Consider the following 23,506-nt stretch of genomic DNA (forward strand, 5'->3'; position numbering starts at 1 on the left):
TAGCAGGAGTCCTGTTTGGGCAAGCGAGTCGTCTCCAAGAAAACCTGGTCTCTGGTTGCCAGAATGCGGCTGGGTTTGCTGCTGCTGTTCATTCCCGTTTTGATGCTGGGCGGCATCTACTATCTGCACATGGAACGCAGCCTGCAAAACGAGTTGCAGCAGCGTCTGCTCGCCACCAATCACCAGCTGCGCCACGTCTTTATCGAGCCCTATCTCCACGAGATGGAACGACAGTTTACGCTGATCTATGACCAGGTGAAGGTCGAAGACATCAGCGGCCCTCGCCTGCACAACACAGAGTCCTACCTGAAGGCCTGGCAGCTTTACAAGGGAGTCATGGCTGACCTGATCTACATCTATGTCGGCACGGCCGAGCGCCAGATGCTGATCTATCCCGAATGGCAGGCAGATGCCCAGTTTGATCCCAGGGTTCGGCCCTGGTATCAGCTGGCCAGCCAGCATGTGGGCGAAATGGTCTGGACCGAGCCCTACTACGACTACACCAATGGCAATCTGGTCATAGCGCTGGCGCGGGCCCTGACTGACCAGAGTGGCAAGGTGCGAGGGGTCTTTGCGGTCGATGCCATTCTGGCGCCTTTCTCGGCCCAGCTGAACCGGCAGGCGGACAATGGTTACCAGATGATCGTCAACCAGTCCGGCAAGGTGCTGGTACACCCGGATCCCGACCAGTTGCTCAAGCCCATGGACCATCCTCAATGGCTTTCCCGTTTCAATCGGGAGGACGGCATCTTTCTGGACAAGGATGCACAGCTGTTTGTGGCTTACAGCAAGTTGCCCGCGCGGAACTGGGTGCTCATCAGCGTGCAACCCGCGGCCAGTGTTCAGGCGGTGGTCGACAGGGTCTCCCTCAACGTATTGCTGATGGTGGTGCTGGCCTGCGTGCTCTATGTGATGCTGGCGCTGGTGTGGTCCCGCTATTTTCGCCGCATGCTCAATGAGATTTCCTCCATGATCCGGGCCAGCCGGACCCAACCCGACGATGTGCCCCAGGGGGGAATGCAGGAGCTCAAGCATGTCTATGCCGAGCTGGCCGAGGCGGGCAAGGATTATCACGAGGCTCGCCAGCAGGCCAATCTGGACAAGCTGACCGGTCTCTACAACCGTCGTTTCTTCGACGAGCGTTTGAATCGCCTGCTGATTGAGCGCCAGCCCTTCTGTCTGGCCATGCTCGATCTCGATAACTTCAAGCTGGTCAACGACACCTATGGCCACCAGACCGGAGATGTAGTGCTCAAGCGAGTATCACAGCTGGGTATGCAACTGCTGGGGGATCACGGTTGGGTCTGCCGTTACGGCGGGGAAGAGCTGGTGGTGCTGATGGCGAATCCGGACATCCACTTCTGTCAGATGCTGCTGGAACAGTTTCGCAAGGGGGTGGAGTCACTGGATTGGCGTGAACCCGGCCTCAAAATCACCTTCAGTGGCGGGCTGGTGGCCAGTGGCGAGATAGCGCATGGCAAGACCCTGCTGGCGGTGGCTGACGCCGAGGTCTATCACGCCAAGCGCGATGGCAAGAACCGCATCTATCTGGGCAGCCTGCACGAAACGGTCGCCGAGAAGGGGAGCCCGCCCAACGACAGCGTGTTGAGCAACGAAGAGGCCTGAGGGCCTCTTCTTCATTCAGCTGGCCAGCTGCCAATGATTTAGCAGGCCAGTTGCCAGTCGAGGGTGGGCCAATCGTGTTCGGCGGCGACTTGCCGCAGGCCGGGGGCCGGATTGACCGCATGGGGGTGGGCCACGGCCTTCAGCAGCGGCAGATCGTTGTGGGAATCGCTGTAACCAAAGCTCTCCTGCCAGGGGGCTGCGTCTGTGGCAAACAGCTGGTTGATGCGTACTACCTTGCCCTCCTGAAAACTCAGGGTGCCGCGGGTCTGGCCGGTCAGCCGACCCTCCTCTTCATCCAGCAGTATGGCGACGCAGTGATCCATCCCCAGCATCTGCGCCATGGGTGCCACCAGATGCTCGCCGGAGGCCGAGATCAGCACTAGCGTGTCGCCACGCTGACGATGCCATTCGATGCGTGCCAGCCCTTGGGGGTAGATCCGCTCCCGCAACACCTGCTCGGCGAAGTGGTGGCACTGCTGGCCGAGCCACTGGCGTGATTTGCCCACCAGGGGTTGCAGGGTGAACGCCATGTACTCCTGCATATCCATCTTGCCCTGATGGTAGAGGGACATCATGGCCTGCTCCTCGGCGATCATGCCCGCAGGGGCCAGCTCCTGAGCCACCATGTACTCCAGCCAGAGGCTGGCGGAATCCCCGGCAATCAGGGTCTCGTCCAAATCAAACAGTGCCAGCGCCATGCCTGCTCCTAGCTATCCATAACTGTGATGATTGACGGGCGGCATGTTGGCCGCTCGCCGATTTAAAGGGGGTGTGATCCATCGCTTATGCTACCTCACACAGCTGATCCCGGGCCACCGCCAGGGTAACGGCCGTGCCCACCGGCAACAGGTCACGGGCCGAGCGATTGAGGGTATCCACCGTCAAGAGCCCCGCTTCGCACTCCACCTGATAGCGGATGATGTTGCCGAGCAACTGCTGCTGGCGAATGACGCCGGGCAGGCAGGGATCAAGGCTCTGCACCCCCGCTGGCAGCAGGTTGATGGACTCGGGTCGCAGCGCCAGGGTGCCGCGAAAACGGGGGCCGAACAGTGACTTGGCCTGCTCTGGGGCCAGCAGGTTGTAGTGGCCAATGAAGCTCGCCACGAACTCGCTGGCAGGCTGGGTGTAGATCTGCTCCGGGCTGCCGCTTTGCACTATCTCCCCCTTGTTCATCAGGAACACCCGATCCGACATGGTCAGCGCCTCTTCCTGATCGTGGGTAACGAAGATGGTGGTGAGCTCGAGCCGCTGCTGGATCTCGCGGATCTGCAATCGCAGGCTGCGGCGGATGCGGGCATCCAGCGCAGAGAGGGGTTCATCCAACAGCAGGATCCGCGGCCGTACCACCAGGGCGCGGGCGAGGGCGACCCGCTGGCGCTGGCCGCCGGAGAGCTCGCCCGGATAGCGGCGCTCGAAGCCATCCAGCTCAACCAGGCTGAGAGCCTCCTGCACGCTGGCGGCCAGCTCCCGTCCCGGCTGGGGCTTCATTTTGAGGCCGAAGGCCACGTTGTCCCACACCGTCATGTTGGGGAACAGGGCATAGCTCTGGAACACCATGCCGATGCCACGCTTCTGGGGCGCCTGCCAGGTGATGTCCTCACCTGCCACCCGAACCTGACCGCCATCGACCGGAGTGAGCCCGGCCAGCGCCCGCAGCAGGGTGGATTTGCCGCAGCCGGAGGGGCCGAGCAGGGTCACCAGCTCCCCCTTGCGGATACCGAATTCGATCCCTTCGAAGACCTTGGTCTCGCCGTAGGATTTGTGCAGTTGGCTTACTTCTAGATGGAACATATGGGATCACCGATGGAATCTGTTCGCCGCCCAGGTGAGCAGCAGGGTCAGCAGGAAGTAGCTCATCACCAGCGCGCTGGTGAAGTGGCCCGAGGTGGCGCGCATGTTGTAGAGATAGACCTGCAGGGTTTCGTAACGGGTGCCCACCAGCATGTTGGCAAATACGAACTCACCCAGCAGGAAGGAGAGGGAGAGAAACAGCGCTGCCAGCAGCCCCTTGCGCAGATTTGGCAGTACCACCAGGGCGAAGGCGCGTGTGCTGCTTGCCCCCAGCAGGTGGGCGGCATCCATCAGATCCCGGAGCGGCACGCCCTGCAAGCTGTTGGCCAGCGCCCGATACATGAAGGGGAGCACCACTGTGAACCAGGTGCCTACCAGGATCCAGGGCGTACCGATAATCGGCAGCGGGCCGTCGGCGTAGATCTGCAGCAACCCCACCGAGGAGACCACGGGCGGCACCGCAAAGGGGAGCAGGATCAGCAGGTTCATCCAGGGATCCAGCTTGGGGAAGTAGTAGGCCACCACCAGCACGGTCGGGACCAGCACCAGGGTGCCCAGCAGCAGAGTGGCGAAACAGACAAACAGGCTGCGGCCGAAGGCAGCCAGGAAGCGCGGGTCCCCCCACAGTTGCAGATACCACTCCAGCGTGAAGCCATCCGGCAGCAGGGTCGCCCCCCAGCGGGTGGAGAGGGAGTAGAGGAGGGTCGCCAGCAGTGGCAGCAGCAGGGTTGCCACCAGGATGCTCAGCACCCAGCGCGGCCAGCTTGGTTGGAGTTCACTCATGGGAATTTCCCTTCGCATGGTAGCTGCGCTTGAGCAGCCATTGATTTGCCGCCGTCACCACCCCCAGCAGCACCATCAGGATCACCGCCAGCGCCGCCGCCAGATTGGGTTCGAGGAAGATGTCGCCGGAGACCAGACTGGCCACCCGTATGGTCACCAGGTTGAAGTTGCCCGTGGTGAGGGCATAGGCCGAGGCATAGGCTCCTACCGCATTGGCAAACAGTATGATGAGAGTACCGAGCAGTGCTGGCGTCAGCACCGGCAGTGCCACGTGCCACACATACTGCCTCTTGCTGGCCCCCAGCAGGGCGGCGGCCTGGGGCCAGTCATCCTGCAGTGCATCGAACGCCGGGTAGAGCAGCAGCAGGGCGAGGGGGATCTGGAAATAGGTGTAGATGAGGATGAGACCAGCCCCTGAGTAGAGGTTGAAACCGTCGATCCAGCCCCAGGATTTGAGCAGCAGTGTGATGGCGCCGTTGATGCCGAGAATGATGATGAAGGCGAACGCCAGCGGCACACCGCTGAAGTTGCTGGTCATGGTGACAAACGCCAGCAGGGCTCGCTTGACCCGCTCACCGCTCTGGCGCAGTGCCGCTGCCCCCAGGGTGCCGATGGCAAGCCCTGCCAGGCTGGCGATACCGGCGATGCGCAGCGAATTGGTGAAGGATTGCAGGTAGAAGGGGGAGCTCAGGATCTCCCGGTAATGATCCAGGCCCCAGCCATCCGGGGTTTGAAAGCTGCCCACCAGTACCCACACCATGGGGGCGAGCTGGAACAGTATCATCAAGAGGAAAAACGGCAGCAGTACCAGCGCAGGCAGCCAGTGGCGACGGGCTTGACGCGGGATCACTACTTGATCCGGCAGGATCCTTGTGGCGGCAGAGATCATCAGTGCACCTCGCGCAGGCAGGCAGCCTTGAGCAGCGGCAGGCCGCTAGGCTTGTCATGGGCAACGCCAAGCAAGTCGGCCATCAGGCCGCAGAGCTGGGTTTGTTGCAAGGCCGGTCCGGCAGGCCACTGGGCCACAAAGGCATCGCCAAACAGCCAGAGCGGTACAGTGCGCTCCTCGGGCAAGGTGCCGCCGTGGCTCAAGTCGTTGTTCATGCCGTGATCCGAGGTCACCAGTACCTGGTAGCCTTCCCCCAGCCACTGGGGCAGCAGATCGGCCAGCAGACTGTCCATGCGGCGTGCCTGGTTGCGGTACTGGCGCGAATCCAGGCCAAACTGGTGGCCAGCATCGTCCACTCCCATGGGGTGGATCAGTAGAAAATCGGGGTCATGTTGGGTTCGCAGCCACTCGCCATCCATCAGCAGATGGCTGTCGGGGTAGCTGTCATCCCAGTAGAAACAGCCGTGCTGGATCGGCAGCTGTTCGTCATGGGTATAGCGATCCCGCAGCGCCAGCCAGGGAGTGCAGTTATAGAGCTCGCTCACCCAGTAATAGGCCGCGGCTGCCGTGCGTTTGCCGCCGGCTCGGGCGAGATGGAAGATGGATTCATGCTGGCTCAAGCGACTGACACCGTTGTGGGTGATGCCGCTGGCCGCTGGCGGTACGCCGGTCAGGATGCACTCGTAGAGCGGCCGGGAGAGGGAGGGCAGGGCACAGCTCAGGGTCGTATACAAGCCGCGCTCCGCCTCCACCATGCCTGTGAGGTAGCCCATTGTGTGGGCTACCTCGGCAGACAGGCCATCCACAAGTACCACTATCACCTTGTGTTGCACGGGATCCCCTTACTGCATGTTGATCATGACGGTTTCCTGCCACTGGCGCGGCAGGGCCTTGGAGCTCTGTTCCCAGGCGGCATGATCGCTGACCGGCTTGGCATTGGCATACTGCTCGGCAGGCAACAGCTTGGCTTTCACGTCATCCGGCAATACCACATTGCTGCGGATGGGACGGGCGTAGCCACGGGCCAGGTTGATTTGACCTGCGTCCGAGAGGATGTATTCCCGCGCCAGCTTGGCGGCATTGGGGTTCTTGGCCCACTTGTTGATGATGGTGGTGTAGCCGGCGATGACGGAGCCGTCGCTCGGAATAACCACATCAAACTTCTTGGGGTCTATCTTGTCGCGGTAGTTGAGCGCGTTGAAGTCCCACAGCACGCCGACTTCCACTTCGCCCTTCTCGATATTGGCGATGGAAGGGTCGTTCAGGGAGAGGCGTCCCTGTTTGGCCAGCTGACCGAACAGCTCGAGCGCAGGTTTCAGGTTTTTCTCGCTGCCGCCAGTGGCATAGGCCGCCGCCAGCACGCCGTTGTTGGCTTGGGAAGCGACGCCCACATCACCCAGGGTCACCTTGTAGTCACCGCCGAGCAGGGATTGCCAGCTGGTGGGGGCGGCCTTGACCAGGTCCTTGTTGATCAGGAAGGCGATGGTGCCGGTATAGGCCAGCATCCAGTGACCGTCCGCATCCTTGGCCCAGTTTGGAATGTCTGCCCAGGTGGAGGGTTTGTAAGGCTGGGTAACCCCCTGCTTGACCGCGACCGGACCGAAAGCACCGCCCACGTCACCGATGTCGGCGGTGGCATTGACCTTCTCGGCGGCAAACTTGGCGATCTCCTGGGCCGAGCTCATGTCGGTATCTTGATGCTTGATGCCGTAGATGCTGCCCAGTTGCTGCCAGGTGTCCTTCCAGTTGGCCCAGCTGTCGGGCATGCCGATGCTGTGGAGCTGGCCTTCGCCGCGGGCGGCCTTCTCAAGATCCGCGATATTGTCGGCGGCAAACAGTGGTTGGCTGATGGCTACCAGAGCCAGTGCACTTGCGATCACGCTTTTCATCATCCCATCCCTCTGGACTAGGTCAGTTAAGGTTCGAGAGGGATGCTAGAGGGGGAATATGACGGTGGCGGGGCGTTTTGATGGCAGTTTGATGACAATTGGGCTGTCACGGCACTGTCATCCAGACGGGTTACAACTCAGGGCCAATAGACGCTGGTCTACTCCAGCGGTGAACAAACCTGAATGACCAAGGGATGTGACAGTGACTGAGTTGCGATTGAGCGAGCAGGGGTTGGCCGCTGGCCGGAGCCCCTCCAAGTGTGAACAGATTTGCCAGACCCTGCGCCGCTATATCGGCAGCGGTCAGCTGGCGGCGGGGCAGCAGCTGCCCGCCGAACGGGCCTTGAGCGAGCGCTTCGCTACCACCCGCATCACCATCAAGGAGGCGCTCTCCAGCCTCGAAGCGGATGGCCTTATCTACCGGGCCGAGCGGCGTGGCTGGTTCGTGGCACCGCCCAGACTCACCTATGATCCCGCCATCCATACCCATTTCCACCAGTGGATCGGCGAGCAGCAGCGTATCGCCGAGACCCGGGTGCTGGCCCACGGCAGCGCCCTGGCCAGCAGCGAGTTGTGTCACTGGATGGGGCTGGATCCCTTCACGCCGCTTTACGAGATCCGCCGCTTGCGCCTGATCGACGATCGTCCCGTGCTCCACGTCAGCCACCATCTGCTGGCCAGTCGTTTTCCCGATATCGCCAGCGCGCCGCTGGCCAGCTCCCTCACCGAGCTTTACCAGCAGCGCTATGGCATAGGCCAGGGCGGGGCCAGCCTCGAGATCACCCCCTCGGCGGCGCGGGGCACCATAGCCCGCTCCCTCACTCTGGCGGAAGGGAGCCCTGTGCTGCGGCTGGTGCGGGTCAACTATGACGAGAGAGGGGGGCTGGTGGATTGCGATATCGAGCACTGGCGGCCAGATGCGATCCGCATCTGTCTGGATACGCGGGTGTTGCAGCCGGTCGCAGGCAGATCGCAGACAGTTCAACTCACAGACTAAAGGGGCGCCAGAGCACGGACGGGCACAGTGGCCATACGCATTCATCTGGACACCCGGGCGCTGCATCCGATGGCAGCAAGAGGGTCTGAATTGCCGCTATCGAGCTGACCAAATCAGATGGATCCCGCAGGATCCGCCGGGATCAGTTATCGATATTGGGGATCAGATCGTCGAAGCTCTGATAACCGCAGTCCGCCAGCTGCAGCGACATTGTGTAGGTCTTGCTGCCCTCCCGCTGGCCGATGGCGGGGCGGTTGAGCTTGAGTTCCTGATGCCAGTACTCCTTCATCCGCTCTATCAGTGCCATGGCCTCGCTCTCGTCCAGATGAAGCTGGCACAGCGCCATGTAGTTGTTGGACTTGTGCATGTTCTCCACCAGATAGTCACCCAGCACCGACATTGCCTGGCGCGCCTGCTGGCGGGCGAAGCGGCTGTGCTGCTCGAAGCTGATGCGCTCGCTGATGAGGAAGTGGTAGCTGTTGTCTATGCCGAGCTGCAAGATGCCGAGCTTCTCCAGTTTGCGCAGGTAGAGGTAGCAGGAGGCATCGGTCAGGCTGTACTCCCGCTTGAGATCGATCAGGGTCTTGTCGCGCCAGAAGATGTTGGCGAGAAAGGCGTAAAGCCCCGGCTCCTTGTGAAACGCCTCGTCCTGCTCCTGGGTGAAGACGGCCCGGCGGCTCTGGGCATCCTGGGTGCGATCCAGCAGCTCCTCGAACGAGAGTCCCACCAGGTGGCAGATTTCCAGCAGAGTATCGAACGGCAGGGAGGGCTTGTTCATCATGCGTTTGACGGTGGCGATGGAGACGCCCATGGCTTCTGCCAGGGTCTGATAGCGGATCCCCTTGTCGGTCAGGGTCTTCTTCAGGGTGTCGAGAATGTGGTTGGCCAGGGTCTGGCTATAGGTCATGCAACTATTCCTTTATCTGCATCTTTATGTTGTGTCAGAAACTGAGTTCTTTTCTGGTTATGGGCTCAGATATTGACACTTAAAAAAACCAGAGGAAATAAACCCGTTGAAAACGATTGAAATGGCCAGACCAGTTAGCGATGAAGGTTGCAGATAGTGATACTCAGCGGTGCATATCCTTCAACCGTTCAACATTTTACTGGTGATGCATAAAACATCGCGCATAATTCAAAACGAATCGGATTCAAGACCTTCCTGGTTGAGAAAACGATTGTTTGCTTCCAATTTAAGGGTTTTTTAAACCGCAAGGTTTTTATTCTTTCCTGGCATTGAGCGGAACTCGCAAGAGGTCCGCTTTTTTTCTTTTCCCCGAATTTGAGCCCGCCGTCAAGCAGAGGCGAGCGCCGCCTCCGTTTGTCATGCTGAGTGTTCCCCCTCTTACTCTCCCTTGCAGGGAAACAGTTTGGGGATCTCCCGCACCAGCCAGCTCTTGGCCTTGCCCATGGTATCGCGGCGCCAGGCCAGCACGACCTGGATCTGGTGACGATATTCGGGGCTGATCACCTTGAGTCGACCGGCCTTGATGTCCTCTTCTATCCAGCTCAGTGGCATGGTGCCGACGCCGATCCCCGCCAGCAGGGCATCACGCTTCTCTGTCATTGTGCTGACGGTGAGGCGTGGCTGCTTGTCCAGCAGGCGATAGGTGAGCACGGGTTTGCGCAGTGCAGAGTCGGCGACCGCTATGGCGCGGTAGCGGCGCAGCGTCTCGTCCGCCAGGGGCTCGGGCTCCCGATGCAGCGGATGATCCGGGTGGGCGACATAGAGCATCACCTCTTCCTGCAGCGCCTGATGCTTGATGCCGGTCATCATGATGTCAGGGTTGAGAGAGGAGATGAGCAGGTCTGCGCGGCCATCTTCCAGACACTCCCAGCTGCCCGCCAGCACTTCGGCGCGAAACCTCAATCGGGTATCCGTCAGCTCGGCCAGTCTTTCAACCAGGGGATAGAGCGCCTGTACCGGCACCAGGGCATCAACGGCTATGGTGATGTCGGTTTCCCAGCCCCGGGCCAGCGCCCGGGTTTCGCCCACCAGATGTTCGGCCGCCTCCAGCAGCACCCGGCCTCGCTCCAGCAGCATGCGGCCGGCCGGGGTGAACTTGGTTCTGTGGCCGCTGCGATCAAACAGCATGGCGTCCAGCTCGTCTTCCAGCTTCTGTACCGTGTAGCTCAGCGCCGAGGGGACCTTGCCCAGCTCGTCTGCGGCCGCCGCGAAGCTGCCGCGGCGATCGATGGCGTCCAGCACCCGGATCGCCTCCAGGGTCAGCGCCCGTTCCTTGTTCGATTCCTTGGCCATTTCATACCTTCAATTTTTTTGAACATGTTTGCCAGTTTATCTCGCTAACAACTTAGGCCAAGTCACTTTAATATTCAATCAACGCTTAGGCAGGAAGGCCGAGCGGCCAAATAAAAGGTAGTTCCGGGCTGTGACATCGTAAATCAGGATGTCTGACTTCGGTGAAAGAACAACACACTATTTGAATAACCTCTTGCACGGATGCATTGATTCTGGCCAAACCGGTCCAGGCAATGACACAAATACCAAGAGAGTAAATGAACATGAAAAACGTAATCAAGATGTTGGCCGTTGCAGGCCTGATGACCGCAGGTTTTGCACAGGCTTCTGTTCCTGCCGACCTCAATGCCGCACCGGGCGTGCTGTTTGTAAACTGGCATGCAACCGCTGCGATGGATGGCAAGGCCAACCCCACGCTGGAAGTGCGCGATGAGTCCGGTGATCTGGTTGCCTCTGTCCACGCCAATCTGATGGGCGCTCAGCAGGTGAAGATACCAAGCCGCACTCAGGGCAACCTGACCGTCAGCCTGGGTGATCAGAGCAGTGACTACCGCATCCCGTTCGGTCTGGGTGACGGCCGCCAACGTTAATCGACCTATTTGGTACGTGAGGAGCACACCATGATGCAATTGAGAGCCGCAGAAGCGCGCGGCAAGGCCAACTTCGGCTGGCTGGATGCGCGCCACAGTTTTTCGTTCGGGCACTACTATGACCCGGACTGGATGGGACACTCGGTGCTGCGGGTCATCAACCAGGATCTGGTGTCACCTGGTGGCGGCTTCGCCACTCACCCTCACGCCAACATGGAAATTCTGACCTGCGTGCTGAGCGGCACCATAGAGCACAAGGACAGCCTCGGCCACGCCGAGCAGATACCGGCAGGGGATTTCCAGCTGATGAGCGCAGGGTCCGGCATCCGGCACAGCGAGTACAACCCCTCGCAGACGGAGCCGCTCTCCCTGTTGCAAATCTGGATCGAGCCGAACGAACACGGCACGGCCCCCGGTTATCAGCAGAAGAAGATTGAAGCAAACCCGGGATTGACGCTGGTCGCATCACCGGATGGCGAAGCAGGATCCTTCAGGATCCGCCAGCAGGCCCGCGTATGGCAGTTGCAGCTCGAACCCGGTGAGAGTCTCACCTGGGCGCTGGCTGGCCGACACGGTTACCTGCAGATGATTTCAGGGGAGCTGACCGCCAACGGTCTGGCTGCCCGACCCGGCGACGGGGTACTCAGTCGTGATGAACCCAAATGGGATCTGGTGGCAACGAGTGCCAGCCAAGCCCTGTTATTTGACCTACCCTGAAGCAGTCAGCGGTGATTTGACGTAAAACGAGGAATTTGAAATGGACAAGATGAAAGATATGGCACTGCTGGTGGGTCGTGTACTGCTGGCGCTGATGTTTGTGATGGCAGGCTGGAGCAAGATCGGCGGTTATGCCGGTACTCAGGGTTATATGGAAGCCATGGGCGTACCCGGGTTCATGTTGCCGCTGGTAATTTTGCTTGAGCTGGGTGGTGGCCTGGCGGTGGTCTTGGGCCTGTTTACCCGCAGCATCGCCGTATTGCTGGCCGGTTTTACCCTGATGGCCGCCTTTATTTTCCACTATCAGCCTGCGGATCAGATGCAGATGTTGATGTTTATGAAGAACGTCTCGGTGGCCGGTGGTTTCCTGGCCCTGGCGGCGGCCGGTGCAGGGGCGTTCAGTCTGGATGCCCGCCTCGGCAAGAACTGGTAATACCCTGAAGGTTCAAGTTTTCCAACGCCTTTTAGCCGGTGCAACTGCACCGGCTTTTTTGTGCCCGGGACAAATGTGCGACCGCCCGCATATTCTGCCGCCGGCGCCATCAGGGGCAACAAGCGCCTTTTGCATCTTCCCCCTCGATCCCTGACAATCTCATTTCGTGTGAAGTGACGGGAATCGCTCATCTTTTTCCGTGCTCACCCCCTCGTTTGAATTGGCGGGAGTCGTCCATGTTTACCCTTTACCACTCCAATCAGCTGGATCTGCTCAAGGAGCTGCTGGTCAACCACATCCGGCAGGCACCTCTCGCTCACCCCTTCGAGCAGGAACAGATCCTGGTGCAGAGTCCTGGCATGGCCCAGTGGCTCAAGCTGGAACTGGCCAAGGCATTCGGCATCGCCGCCAATATCGAATTTCCGCTTCCCGCCAGCTTTATCTGGGAGATGTTCACCCGGGTGCTGGCGGACGTGCCCCGCCAGAGCCCCTACAACAAGGGATCCATGAGCTGGCAGCTGATGACCATTCTGCCCGCTTTGCTTAGCCGTCCCGCCTTTGCCCCCCTGGCCGCCTATCTGGGCGGTGGGGATGAGGAAGTGCCGTTGCAGGAACCAGAACAGGTGCGACTGTGGCAGCTCTGCCAGAAAATTGCGGATCTGTTCGACCAGTATCTGGTCTACCGGCCTGACTGGATCGCTCGCTGGGAAGAGGGGGAAGGGCTGGTCGGAACAGGGAGCCAGGATCTGGCCGGAGTGAGTGGTCAGGATTGGCAGCCCGAACTGTGGCGCGAGCTGGTGGCCCGCACCCTGGCATTGAGCCCCAGCGGCTACCACAGAGCCAACCTCTACGAGGAGTTCATCCACGAGCTGCAACGCACCCGGGATCTGCCGGGCAAGCTGCCCCAGCGGGTCTTCGTGTTCGGCATCTCGGCGCTGCCGCCGCGCTATGTGGAGGCGCTGCTGGCCCTTGGCAGCCGACCCGAGGTGGAGGTGCATCTGTTCGTCACCAATCCCTGCCGCTACTACTGGGGGGATCTGCTCGATCGCAAAACTCTGGCGCGGCTGGAGAACAAGCTCAAACCGGGCACGGACCTCGACACCCTGCAGGGTCCTGCCAACCCGCTGCTCGCCTCCATGGGCAAGCTGGGGCGTGACTATCTGCACCAGCTGATGGAGCTGGAGGTGCCACAAATCGAGGCCTTCGTCGATATCAACGAGGTGGACGCCAGTGGCAATGTCAGGCTGCTGCGCGCCATCCAGAAGGATGTGCTGGAGCTGGGGTCGCGGGGCGAGGGCCAGTTCGATCTCGACAGCAGCCACCACAAGAGCCCGATCGATCCGGCGGATGGATCCTTGCAGATCCACGCCTGCCACGGCCCGATGCGGGAACTCGAAGTGCTGCACGACCGGCTGCTGGCGCTGTTCGAGCGGGACCCGTCCCTCACCCCGAAAGACGTTGTGGTGATGATGCCGGATGTGAACAGCTACGGCCCCTACATTCAGGCCGTCTTTGGCGCCCGGGGCCAGATCCCCTTTGCGGTCTCGGATCGGGCAGCCAGCCAGGAGAGCCCGCTGCTACAAAGCTTCCTCGCCCTGTTGCACCTGCCTAGCGCCCGCCTCGGCGCCGGCGAGCTGCTCGCCATTCTCGAGGTGCCCGCCGTGCTGCGCCGCTTCGAGCTGGATGACGACGAGTTCAACCAGCTGCGGGTCTGGGTGCAGGAGACCGGCATCCGCTGGGGTCTGGATGATGCCTACCCGGAGCGCTTTGAGCTGCCGCGCATGTCCGGCAACAGCTGGTTGTTCGGCCTGCGCCGCATGTTGCTGGGCTTTGCCATGGGGGATGGGGAGCCGGTGGCGGGCATGTCGTTCTGCGCCGATCATGGTGCAGGGCAGCAGGGCGCTGTGGCCAGCATATTGCCCTATGCCGAGATCGAAGGTCAGCAGGGCCTGGCCCTTGGCAAGCTGGCCTGGTTTGTCGACTCCCTGGCGGAGTTTCTGCCCCGTTTGCAGCGTGAGCAGAGCCTGCCCGAGTGGTCAGCCTGCCTCCTTGATTTGCTGGATCGCTTCTATCTGGCCGACGAGGAAGAAGAGCGCCTGCTGCAACTGATCCGCAGCCAGCTGGCCGACTGGCAGACCCAGCTTGGCGAGGCCCGCTTCGATCAGCCCATCACTGCCGACCTGCTGCAAGATTACCTCGGCAAGGTGCTGGGGGAGTCCCGCTCCAGCCAGCGCTTCCTCGCTGGTCAGGTCAACTTCTGTACCCTGATGCCGATGCGCTCCATCCCCTTCAAGCAGGTCTGCCTGCTCGGCATGAACGACGGCGTCTACCCGCGCACCTTGGCCCCCATGGGGTTCGATTTGATGGCGGTGGCGTCGCGGCGCGGGGATCGCTCCCGCCGCGATGATGACCGCTACCTGTTCCTGGAGGCGCTGCTCAGCGCCCAGCAGGGGCTCTATATCAGCTATCAGGGCTTCAGCGCCCAGGACAACAGCGACAAGGTGCCGTCCGTCTTGCTGGCGGAGCTGATCGATTATGTACGCCAGGGCTTCGTGCTGGCGGGGGATGAGGCGCTCGACGACGAGACCTCCGGCGAGCGGCTGCTCAAGCACCTGGTGGTCGAGCACCCGCTCACCCCCTACAGCCGCAGCTACTTCTATCCGGAAGCAGAGTCCCGCCTCTTTACCTATGCCGCCGACTGGCTGCCCGCCCTTAACCCGGTGCGTGGTGCCGCCAACTTCCAGAGTGGCGAGCTGCCATTGCCGCCCGAATGGGGGAGAGAGCAGGGGCTGGAGCTGGCGGAGCTGCTGCGCTTCTATCGCCAGCCCGCCAAGTATTTCCTCAACCGCCGCCTCAAGGTGTGGTTTGAACTCAACGAAGCCAATATCGAAGACAGCGAGCCATTCGAGCTGGACGGTCTGCAGCACTATCAGCTCAAGGCCCTGCTGCTCGATTCCCATCTGGCCGAGGGTGACAGCGCAATACGGCGCGAGCGGTTGCAGCTCACCGGCTTGCTGCCCCAAGGCTGGTTCGGCAGCCTGCTGCTGGACGATCTGGACGCCGAGATGGGCAAGCTGGCGGAGCGCCTGCGCCCCTGGGTCAGTGAAAAACAGGCGGTGGAGATCGATATATCACTGGCCCAGGGCCAGCTGCAAGGGTGGATCGACACCCAGAAGGGGCGCTTGCTGGTGGTGAAACCCGGCAGCTTCAACGGCAAGGATCTGCTGCTGGGCTGGATCCAGCACCTCTGCCTCTGCCTGAGCTATGCCCCCAGTGACACCCTGCTGTTCGATGCCAAACAGAGTCTGCGGCTGCCTGCTCTTGCTGCCGACGAGGCGCGCCCCAAGCTGGCGGCGCTGGTGGCGTGCTGGGCGCAGGGGATGAAGCGGCCGCTGCCGTTTTTCCCCAACACCGCATGGGATTGGCTCAAGACGATCGAGAAGGAGCCCGACAAACCGGATGCCGCCGACAAGGCGGCCCTCACCCGTTTCAACGGCGGCTGGATGGTGACCGGTGAGGGGCAGGATGTTTACGTTGCCCGCTGTTTCCCCGAACTGGATGAAGCCGTGCTGAGCCAGTTGCAGGCGCTGGCCCGCGAGCACCTGACCCCGCTATTCAAGACCCTGGAGGAGCTGAAATAATGGCTAACCCGCTCAATACCCTGCGCTTTCCCCTCCACGGTGAACGACTGATCGAAGCCTCTGCCGGTACCGGCAAGACCTACACCATAGCCGGTCTCTACCTGCGCCTGCTGCTGGGTCACGGCCCGCTTATCGAAGATGGGGCGGATACCGGTCAGCCCAGCGCCCACGAACGGCCGCTCTCTGTGACCGAGATCCTGGTGGTGACCTTTACCGAGGCGGCCACCGCCGAGCTGCGCGGGCGGATCCGCGCCCGCATCCACGAGGCGCGCCTCGCGTTTTTGCGTGGTGAGAGCAAGGATGTGCTGCTGGCCCAGCTGCTTGAAGAGGTGGAGGATCACGAACTGGCGGCCCGTCGCCTGCTGGCCGCCGAACGGCAGATGGACGAGGCGGCTGTCTTTACCATCCACGGCTTCTGCCAGCGGATGCTCACGCAGAATGCCTTCGAGTCTGGCGCCCTCTTTGAAACCGAATTTCTCACCGATGACAGCCAGCTCAGGCTGCAGGCGGTGAGTGACTACTGGCGCGCCGAGTTCTATCCGGTGGATAAAACCCTGGCCAGTTCGGTGCGCGCGCTCTGGCCGAGCCCCGCCGCCCTGCTGCGGGAGATGAGCAGCTGGCTCGACAACAGCGAGCTGGAGATACTGCCTGCGCTGGGGGATGAGACCCTTGCCGCTCGTCATCAGGCGGCCATGGCCCGTATCGAGGCGGTGAAAAATGGCTGGCTGGCACAAGGGGACGAGATCCGCCGCCAGACAGAGGGGCAAATCAAGCTCTATACCGGCAAGAACTACGAAGGCTGGCTCGCCAAGATCGGGGACTGGGCACAGGATCCGACCAGCGGTTATACCCTGCCCAAGGATCTCGAGCGCTTCGGCCAGGAAACATTGGAGGCCAAGCTGAGCAAGGGGAAGGCGTTACCAACCCTGCCGCTGTTCAGCGAGATCGACGAGCTGCTGGCGAGCCGCCCCGGTATTCGTGACCTTATCCTGCAACGGGCGGCCAGGGTGGTGCGCAGCCGGATGCAGGCGAGCAAGCGGCAGGCCCATCAGCTCTCGTTCGATGACCTGCTCAAGGATCTCGACGGGGCGCTCGGCTCCAGCCTGGGCGAACGGCTGTGTGAGCGCATTCGCGCCACCTATCGGGTGGCGATGATCGATGAATTTCAGGATACCGACCCCCAGCAGTACCGCATCTTCCATCGTCTCTATGGTTCACAAGAGAGTGGCGGCCACCAAGACACTGCGCTCTTGATGATCGGTGACCCCAAGCAGGCCATCTACGGTTTCCGCGGCGCCGACATCTTTACCTACATTCAGGCGCGGCGAAATGTGAGCGCCCACTACACCCTGGGGCGCAACTGGCGCTCCAGCAGTGCGCTAGTGGGGGCGGTCAACGGCCTGTTCGAGCGGGCCAGGGATCCCTTTATCTACGAAGCGGATATCCCCTTCCTGCCGGTGGAGGCGCAGGGCAAGAGCAAGGCGCTTGTTCTCGATGGCGCCACCGCGCCCGTGCTCCACTGCTGGCAGCTGGCGGGTCAGCCCACCTTCAATCGGGGGGATTACCAGAGCAAGATGGCTCGCGCCACAGCCGCCGAGATCCACCGCCTGCTGACCCTGGCCCGCGAGGGCAAGGCATTGATAGGCGATCAGGCGGTGAAGGCCGGAGATATCGCCGTGCTGGTGCGTACCGGCGCGGAGGGCAAGCTGGTGCAGCAGGAGCTGGCGCGGCTCGCCATCGCCTCCGTCTATCTGTCGAACCGCGAGAGCGTGCTGGAGCAGGTGGAGGCGCGGGAGATACTGCTGATTTTGCACGCCTGCCAGAACCCGAGCGAAGAGCGTAGCCTGCGGGCGGCGCTCGCCACCGGCCTGTTTGATCTGGATGCTAGGGCGCTCGATGCGCTGGCCTCGGACGAACGGGCGTGGGAGAGCGCAGTGCAGGAGTTTATGGAGTACCGCAAGATCTGGCACCGCCGTGGCGTGCTGGCCATGTTGCGGGCCCTGCTGCACCGGCGCAATCTCGCCTCCTCCCTGCTGGCGAGCCCCTATGGGGAGCGGCGGTTGACCAACTTCCTCCATCTGGCTGAGCTGCTGCAACAGGTGAGCAGCGAGCTGGATGGGGAATATGCCCTGCTGCGCTGGCTGGGGGAGGCGGTGAGCCGCCCGAGCGGCCAGGATGCGGAACAGGTACTGCGGCTCGAATCCGAGCGTAAACTGGTGCAGATAGTCACCATCCACAAATCCAAGGGGCTGGAGTACCCGCTGGTGTTCCTGCCCTTTATCTGCAGCCACAGAACCGCCGAGACCCCGCTCTATCACGAGGCGGACGAGGTGGGCAATCGCACCATTCTCGATCTGACCGGCGCCGAGCGTTCCTTGGCGGAAGCGGACAAAGAGCGCCTCGCCGAAGACTTGCGACTGCTCTACGTGGCGCTGACCCGGGGCGTCTACGCCACCTGGCTGGGGCTGGCACCGGTGCGGGCCGGTAACGGCAAGTCGGAGAAGACAGACCTGCACCACACCGCCATCGGCTACCTGCTGCAAAAGGGCGAAGAGGGAGATGCCGAAACCCTGGCGACCGCCTTGACCGAACTGTCGCAGGCGCTGCCCGGTGTGGCTGTCGGTGAGCCCTCGCTCACCCGTCCCGCCCCGCTGCCAGTGGAGCAGGAGCAGCTTGGCGAGCCGCAGGTACGCCACTTTACCGGCTCCCTTGAGCGGGACTGGTGGATCAGCTCCTACTCGGGTCTGGCGGCGCAAGGAAATGGTCACAGCAAGGGCGTGCTCGCCAATCCCGGCTTCGATGACGAGGTAGCCACAGAGTCGGCGAGCGCGGCTGCCTTGCTGGCCGAGTCGGGGGAGGTGGCCGCGCCTGAGCCCTCCATCTTCACCTTCCCGAAAGGGGCGCGCCCCGGCACCCTGCTCCACAGCTTGTTCGAAACCATCGATTTTCAGAGCGCCGGTGGCGACTCGCTGGCGCACCATATCGCCAGCCTGCTGGCGCAGGATGGCTTCGATGAAAGCTGGGCCCCGGTGCTGCAACAGCAGGTGGAGGCGGTGCTCGATACCCCGCTGGATACCGGCTTTGGCGAGCCGGTGCGACTGCGGGATCTGGCGCCCGAGCGCAAACAGGTGGAGCTGGAGTTCTTCCTGCCCATGGGGCGGGTGACGGCACCGGCGCTGACTGCGCTCTGCCAGCAGCATGACCCGCTGTCGCGGGGCAACAAGCCGCTGAGCTTTGCCACAGTGCAGGGGATGCTCAAGGGCTTTATCGATCTGGTGTTCGAGTGGCAGGGGCGCTGGTATCTGCTCGACTACAAATCAAACCACCTCGGCATGAGCCCGGCCGATTACAGCCGACCGGCGCTGGAGCGGGCCATGGCCGAGCATCGCTACGACCTGCAATACCAGCTCTACTCGCTGGCGCTGCACCGGCTGCTCACCCTGCGCCTGCCGGGCTACGACTTCGAGCAGCATTTTGGCGGTGTCTTCTATCTGTTCCTGCGCGGTATGCCGCAAGGGGGCATTTTCCATACCCGCCCGAGCCATGAACTGGTGCTGGGGCTGGATCGGTTGTTTAGCGAAGGCAGTGAGCCGCCAGCAGCGGGATCCCACTCATTGAACGAGGTAGAGGCATGAGCGACACCATGATCAGCACGGCGACCAGCATCATCATGATCGAACGGTTGAAAGCACTGGCGCTGACGGGGCGCATTCGCCAGCTGGATCTGCAATTTGCCAAGCTGGTGGCCGATCTTGGCGGCAGCCCCGAGCTGGTGCTGGGGGCTGCGCTCACCTGCTTCGAGCTGGGGCGCGGCCATGTCTGCCTGCCGCTTGAAATGTTATCTGCTGGATCGCTGCGGCCGTTCGGGCTGGATCCCCAGCAGAGCCGGGATCTGCTGGTGGATCTGGCGGATCCGGCCCGCTGGCCCGCCCTGTTTGCGGCCAGCCCGCTCGTTGGCACAGAACAGGATGACGAGGTCGCCCCGCGCTGGCCGTTGCGGCTCTGGCACGGGCGCCTCTACCTCACCCGCTATCACGACCACGAGCAGGGCGTGGCCCGTCATCTACGCGCCCTGAGCGAGCGCGCCGAGTGGCCGGAGATAGCCCCGGCTCTGTCGCGGCTGTTTGCCCGCGACTACGGGTTGGTGTTCGCGGCGCTGCTGAAAGCACGCCTCGCCCCCGACTTCTCGACCCGCCACTTTATCGAGAAGTATCTCGATCTGGTGTTCCCGAGCGAGGTGGATTGGCCCGCCATCGAGGCGCTGCTGGCCAGTGCTCAGGCTGCCAGCGACTTGAGCAAGCTGGATGCGCTGGTGCCCGAGGCGCTCTGCTGCAACGGCCAGAAGCTGGCGGCGGCCACGGCGGCGGCGCGCCCCTTTGCGGTGATATCCGGCGGCCCCGGCACCGGCAAGACCACTACGGTTGCCAAGCTCCTAGCCATTCTGGTGGAAACCGGCCTGCAAGCAGGCAAGGCGCCGGCGATCCGGCTGGTGGCGCCCACCGGCAAGGCGGCGGCGCGTCTCACCGAGAGTATCGGTTCTGCCCTGCAGGCTCTCGATCTGCCCCCCGAATGGGTCGAGGCGATCCCCACCGAAGCTGGCACCCTGCACCGGCTGCTCGGTGTGATCCCGGGGCGCAGCCAGTTCCGCCACCACGCGGGCAACCCGCTGCACCTGGATCTGCTGGTGGTGGATGAGGCCTCCATGGTCGACTTGCCGATGATGGCGCGCCTGCTCGATGCGCTGCCAAGCCACGCCCGTCTTATCCTGCTCGGCGACAAGGATCAGCTCGCCTCTGTGGAGGCGGGGGCCGTGCTCGGCGATATCTGCAGCTTTATCGAACAGGGCATCAGCCCGGCGCAGGCGGATTGGCTCTCCCGCCAGACCGGCTACCGCTTGCAGGGCACGCCCGCAGGAGCACCGGTGCGCGACAGCCTCTGTTTGCTGGCCAAGAGCTGGCGCTTCGATCAGCACTCCGGCATCGGTCAGCTGGCGCGCGCCTGCAACAGCGGCGATGCCACTGCGGTGGAGGCTGTCTGGGGCGCAGGATTCGCCGATATCAGCCTGCACCCCTGGGCGGGTGAAGCCTACGACGCCCTGATTGCCCAGGGGGTGGCCGGTTACGGCGCTTATCTCAAGGCGGCCCGTGCGGGGGAAGAGCCCGCCGCCGTGTTCAAGGCATTCAACAGCTTCCAGATCCTCTGCGCCCTGCGCGATGGCCCGTTCGGGGTGCTGGGGCTTAACGAGCGGCTCGAACTGGCCCTGTCACGGGCTGGCCTCATCGCCCGCGATGGCGACTGGTATGCCGGTCGCCCTGTGATGGTGGTGCGCAACGACCACGGCGTTGGCCTCTACAACGGCGATATGGGGCTCTGTCTGCCCGATGAAACCGGGCGGTTGAAGGTATGGTTTGAGCAGCCGAATGGCACCCTGCGCGCCCTGCTGCCAAGCCGGCTGCCGCCCCACGAGACGGTCTACGCCATGACCATCCACAAATCCCAGGGCTCCGAGTTTGCCCATACAGTGCTGGTGCTGCCCGACAGCCCCAGCCCGCTGCTGACTCGCGAGCTGGTCTATACCGGCATCACCCGCGCCAAGGCCCGCCTCGATCTCTACGGCGATCGCGCCCTGCTGGCACAGGCGGTACGGAAAAAGACCGAGCGTTATTCGGGGTTGGCGGAGCGGTTGGGGAATAAAGTCTGATATACATGGAATAAATTAAGAGGATTTCATGATTACTATATATACAGGAAATAATGGTTCAGGAAAAAGTAGAGAGCTATCAGTGTTGGCAAGAGGGGCGGTAAAAAATAGACAACATGTGATTGCAATTTCCACGTCACTGACTGATAGATTTCCAAGTAGGTATTCTCAAGGGAGCTATTGTTATATGGGGCGAAAGTTAAATGGGAATATTTATGTAAAGGCGGTTAAACAGGCTTTTATCTCGGCAGCCAAAGAAGCTGATCTCTTTTCTTATACTTTGTCCAATATATTGGAGTATGCAGGTTTTGATCCTTTCATAGGATTTGATATGTCTTCATTCAACATGAATGTTGAAGACTATAAATATTATTACGCTGACGAAAAAGACAACTATTATGATGAAGAGTTCATGTCGCTGTTGTATTTGATAAGACATCATCTACAAGATCAAGGTCACATGTTATGGGCTAATGCTAATACTAGATATGGTGAGGGCCTGTCAGGAGAAATCATTTCTAAAATTCTACTGAATGAGAAGAAGTTAAGAAGTTTTGGTTTCATCACTAAATTAGAGATTCTTCTATCCAAGAAAGATAGCAGCTTTAAACTGCAAAATGCTAGTACGGGAGAGCTATCTCTCATTGCGACAACGTTATTTATTGCAGCTAATATTAAAAAATCTGGGACCACTATATTTATCGATGAGCCTGAAAACAGTTTGCACCCGACCTGGCAACAACAGCACATTAAAAATTTATTGAATATATTTCCACACTCTAACATAGATTTGTTTATTGCTACTCATTCCCCTCTTATTATATCTGGTTCGATTGGTGAGGTCGGTGTAACGGTTCTTAGGTCCAATGGTCAAGGCTTTATTCCTGTGGAGGCAGAGATAAATAATGTTGAAAAGGCATATATGGAACAATTCGGCATTGTAACACCAGAAAATAATGCGCTCTCTCAAACATGTATAGATCTCATTAATGATGTTGAGCGTGGGAGTGTCAGTTATACTGCAGCAGTAAGTATATTGCGGGAATATAAATTAGGCGCTTATGATAGCAAGCAAAAGAGTTTCTTGGAAAAAGTTTCTGAGATATTAGCTGTCGCAGCAGGAATATAAAATGGCAAAAATAAACTTTACTGCAGATGAGATCAGTGAAATGATTAGGGTTTATAATCATGGTCATGCAGAATGGTCAAATATTAGAGTCGCCACAATAAAGTGGAAAATAAAATCAGAGAAAGCAAGGAGGCAGGGCTACTTTTGTTGTTATTGCCAAGAAAATATATACAATGAGTACAATTTATCTTTGGATATTGAACATATCATCCCTAAGTCAAAATTAAAAAAGCATTTATTTACAACTAAAAATCTCAGTGTCGCGTGTAAGCGATGTAATATGAAAATTAAAAAGGATGACGTGAGTTTTCTCACCTCCCCATTGGAATCTCTGCCTAAAAGGATATTTAGATCTAAGTACTATAAAATCATTCATCCAAATCTTGATAATTATACTAGTCATCTAGTTAGAGAAGCGAGACAAAGCGGTCGCAATATAATTGTGAAGTATCTCGTTAATAATAATAGCGAGAAAGGCTTTTTTACTAGGGAGTATTTCAAATTGTCTGAATTAGAAAGGGCATCATTTAACAAGGCTCAAGGTGGAACGGTAAAAAATATTGAAAACCAAAATCTAATGGAACTGTTTAATAAAATATCTCAATGAATATGATTAGTCTTTTCCATATTTTTATCTCGTATGTTGGGCTTCGCAGGCTCAGCACCAACCTACCGATTGTATAGGTTGTGGCTGAGCGCAGCGAAGCCCAACGTTTACCGTGTGCTCTCTTTTTCCTTCCCCTCATTCCCAGCCCTTCTCCTCCTTTTTTAATAAACGGGAGAAGGGAGATTGAGCTCCCTTTGGTCTGGTTCGCACCACGGGATTATCCGGCATTTGTAGGTTCGATTAGCGAAGCGTAATCGGACGATCGCGTAATTGGTCAATCGGGTAATCGAAAATCAGACAATCCAATATCGCATCATAGAAATATCGTTAAATCCGCTACTCCCGAAGTTCCCCCGATTGCCAACGCCATATCCCCGATGCTGCTTTATCCCCTCTCCCTTTGGGAGAGGGCTAGGGTGAGGGGAGCGAGTTGGCACAATGTCCACTTCGCCC

18 protein-coding genes are annotated in these 23,506 nt (G+C 60.1%); 10 read left to right on the forward strand and 8 right to left on the reverse strand.

Annotation, left to right across the window (positions count from 1 at the left end; all coding sequences use genetic code 11):
• The first annotated feature begins 15 nt into the window (after positions 1-15).
• The gene (locus tag GWQ31_RS17970) at positions 16-1,626 is read left to right on the forward strand and encodes a sensor domain-containing diguanylate cyclase (RefSeq protein WP_275909947.1); all 1,611 of its coding nucleotides are present in this window, start codon (positions 16-18) and stop codon (positions 1,624-1,626) included.
• 38 nt (positions 1,627-1,664) lie between these two features.
• On the opposite strand, the gene GWQ31_RS17975 is transcribed toward GWQ31_RS17970, so the two are convergent.
• The 6 genes from GWQ31_RS17975 to GWQ31_RS18000 form a co-directional block, all read right to left on the reverse strand.
• Complete coding sequence (locus tag GWQ31_RS17975; protein ID WP_005316638.1) at positions 1,665-2,324, reverse strand: HAD family hydrolase; 660 nt, start codon at positions 2,322-2,324, stop codon at positions 1,665-1,667.
• Between the two features lie 85 nt (positions 2,325-2,409).
• Positions 2,410-3,417 carry an ABC transporter ATP-binding protein gene (locus GWQ31_RS17980; protein ID WP_275909948.1) on the reverse strand — a complete coding sequence of 336 codons (1,008 nt, stop codon included), beginning with the start codon at positions 3,415-3,417 and terminating at the stop codon, positions 2,410-2,412.
• Positions 3,418-3,423: 6 nt separating this feature from the next.
• Positions 3,424-4,200 (reverse strand): ABC transporter permease subunit, encoded by a 777-nt coding sequence (locus tag GWQ31_RS17985; protein WP_021139918.1) that lies wholly within the window; start codon positions 4,198-4,200, stop codon positions 3,424-3,426.
• Positions 4,193-5,089 carry an ABC transporter permease subunit gene (locus GWQ31_RS17990; protein ID WP_005316629.1) on the reverse strand — a complete coding sequence of 299 codons (897 nt, stop codon included), beginning with the start codon at positions 5,087-5,089 and terminating at the stop codon, positions 4,193-4,195. The genes GWQ31_RS17985 and GWQ31_RS17990 overlap by 8 nt, the downstream gene beginning before the upstream one ends.
• The gene (locus tag GWQ31_RS17995; RefSeq protein ID WP_275909949.1) at positions 5,089-5,922 is read right to left on the reverse strand and encodes an alkaline phosphatase family protein; all 834 of its coding nucleotides are present in this window, start codon (positions 5,920-5,922) and stop codon (positions 5,089-5,091) included. The genes GWQ31_RS17990 and GWQ31_RS17995 overlap by 1 nt, the downstream gene beginning before the upstream one ends.
• Positions 5,923-5,931: 9 nt before the next feature.
• On the reverse strand, positions 5,932-6,978 hold the full coding sequence (locus GWQ31_RS18000) for an extracellular solute-binding protein (protein ID WP_275909950.1): 1,047 nt from the start codon (positions 6,976-6,978) through the stop codon (positions 5,932-5,934).
• A gap of 196 nt (positions 6,979-7,174) precedes the next feature.
• Here GWQ31_RS18000 and GWQ31_RS18005 point away from each other — a divergent pair, with 196 nt between their 5' ends.
• Positions 7,175-7,975 (forward strand): UTRA domain-containing protein, encoded by an 801-nt coding sequence (locus GWQ31_RS18005; RefSeq protein WP_275909951.1) that lies wholly within the window; start codon positions 7,175-7,177, stop codon positions 7,973-7,975.
• Positions 7,976-8,117: 142 nt separating this feature from the next.
• On the opposite strand, the gene GWQ31_RS18010 is transcribed toward GWQ31_RS18005, so the two are convergent.
• Both GWQ31_RS18010 and GWQ31_RS18015 read right to left on the reverse strand, forming a co-directional pair.
• Entirely contained in the window at positions 8,118-8,882 is a 765-nt protein-coding gene (locus GWQ31_RS18010) for a helix-turn-helix transcriptional regulator (RefSeq protein WP_005316617.1), read from the reverse strand.
• Positions 8,883-9,320: 438 nt separating this feature from the next.
• Positions 9,321-10,235: a LysR family transcriptional regulator gene (locus tag GWQ31_RS18015; RefSeq protein WP_017411874.1), complete on the reverse strand. Its 915-nt coding sequence runs from the start codon at positions 10,233-10,235 to the stop codon at positions 9,321-9,323.
• A gap of 257 nt (positions 10,236-10,492) precedes the next feature.
• On the opposite strand from GWQ31_RS18015, the gene GWQ31_RS18020 reads away from it, so the two are divergent.
• The 8 genes from GWQ31_RS18020 to GWQ31_RS18055 all read left to right on the forward strand — a co-directional run bounded on the left by GWQ31_RS18020 (position 10,493) and on the right by GWQ31_RS18055 (position 23,053).
• Entirely contained in the window at positions 10,493-10,825 is a 333-nt protein-coding gene (locus tag GWQ31_RS18020; protein ID WP_125609170.1) for a hypothetical protein, read from the forward strand.
• A gap of 30 nt (positions 10,826-10,855) precedes the next feature.
• Positions 10,856-11,542 (forward strand): pirin family protein, encoded by a 687-nt coding sequence (locus GWQ31_RS18025; RefSeq protein ID WP_021139925.1) that lies wholly within the window; start codon positions 10,856-10,858, stop codon positions 11,540-11,542.
• A gap of 40 nt (positions 11,543-11,582) precedes the next feature.
• Positions 11,583-11,975, forward strand: a complete 393-nt coding sequence (locus GWQ31_RS18030) for a DoxX family protein (protein ID WP_005316605.1) — start codon at positions 11,583-11,585, stop codon at positions 11,973-11,975.
• 236 nt (positions 11,976-12,211) lie between these two features.
• The gene (gene recC / locus GWQ31_RS18035; protein ID WP_275909952.1) at positions 12,212-15,616 is read left to right on the forward strand and encodes an exodeoxyribonuclease V subunit gamma; all 3,405 of its coding nucleotides are present in this window, start codon (positions 12,212-12,214) and stop codon (positions 15,614-15,616) included.
• Complete coding sequence (gene recB, locus GWQ31_RS18040; protein ID WP_275909953.1) at positions 15,616-19,251, forward strand: exodeoxyribonuclease V subunit beta; 3,636 nt, start codon at positions 15,616-15,618, stop codon at positions 19,249-19,251. Before recC ends, recB begins: the two co-directional genes overlap by 1 nt.
• Positions 19,248-21,317: an exodeoxyribonuclease V subunit alpha gene (recD, locus tag GWQ31_RS18045; protein WP_275909954.1), complete on the forward strand. Its 2,070-nt coding sequence runs from the start codon at positions 19,248-19,250 to the stop codon at positions 21,315-21,317. Before recB ends, recD begins: the two co-directional genes overlap by 4 nt.
• 28 nt (positions 21,318-21,345) lie before the next feature.
• On the forward strand, positions 21,346-22,446 hold the full coding sequence (locus GWQ31_RS18050; RefSeq protein WP_275909955.1) for an AAA family ATPase: 1,101 nt from the start codon (positions 21,346-21,348) through the stop codon (positions 22,444-22,446).
• Between the two features lies 1 nt (position 22,447).
• Positions 22,448-23,053: an HNH endonuclease gene (locus GWQ31_RS18055; RefSeq protein ID WP_275909956.1), complete on the forward strand. Its 606-nt coding sequence runs from the start codon at positions 22,448-22,450 to the stop codon at positions 23,051-23,053.
• Positions 23,054-23,506: the final 453 nt, after the last annotated feature.

It is taken from the genome of Aeromonas sp. 2MA4 (assembly GCF_029237305.1).
Taxonomy (GTDB): Bacteria; Pseudomonadota; Gammaproteobacteria; order Enterobacterales; family Aeromonadaceae; genus Aeromonas; species Aeromonas salmonicida.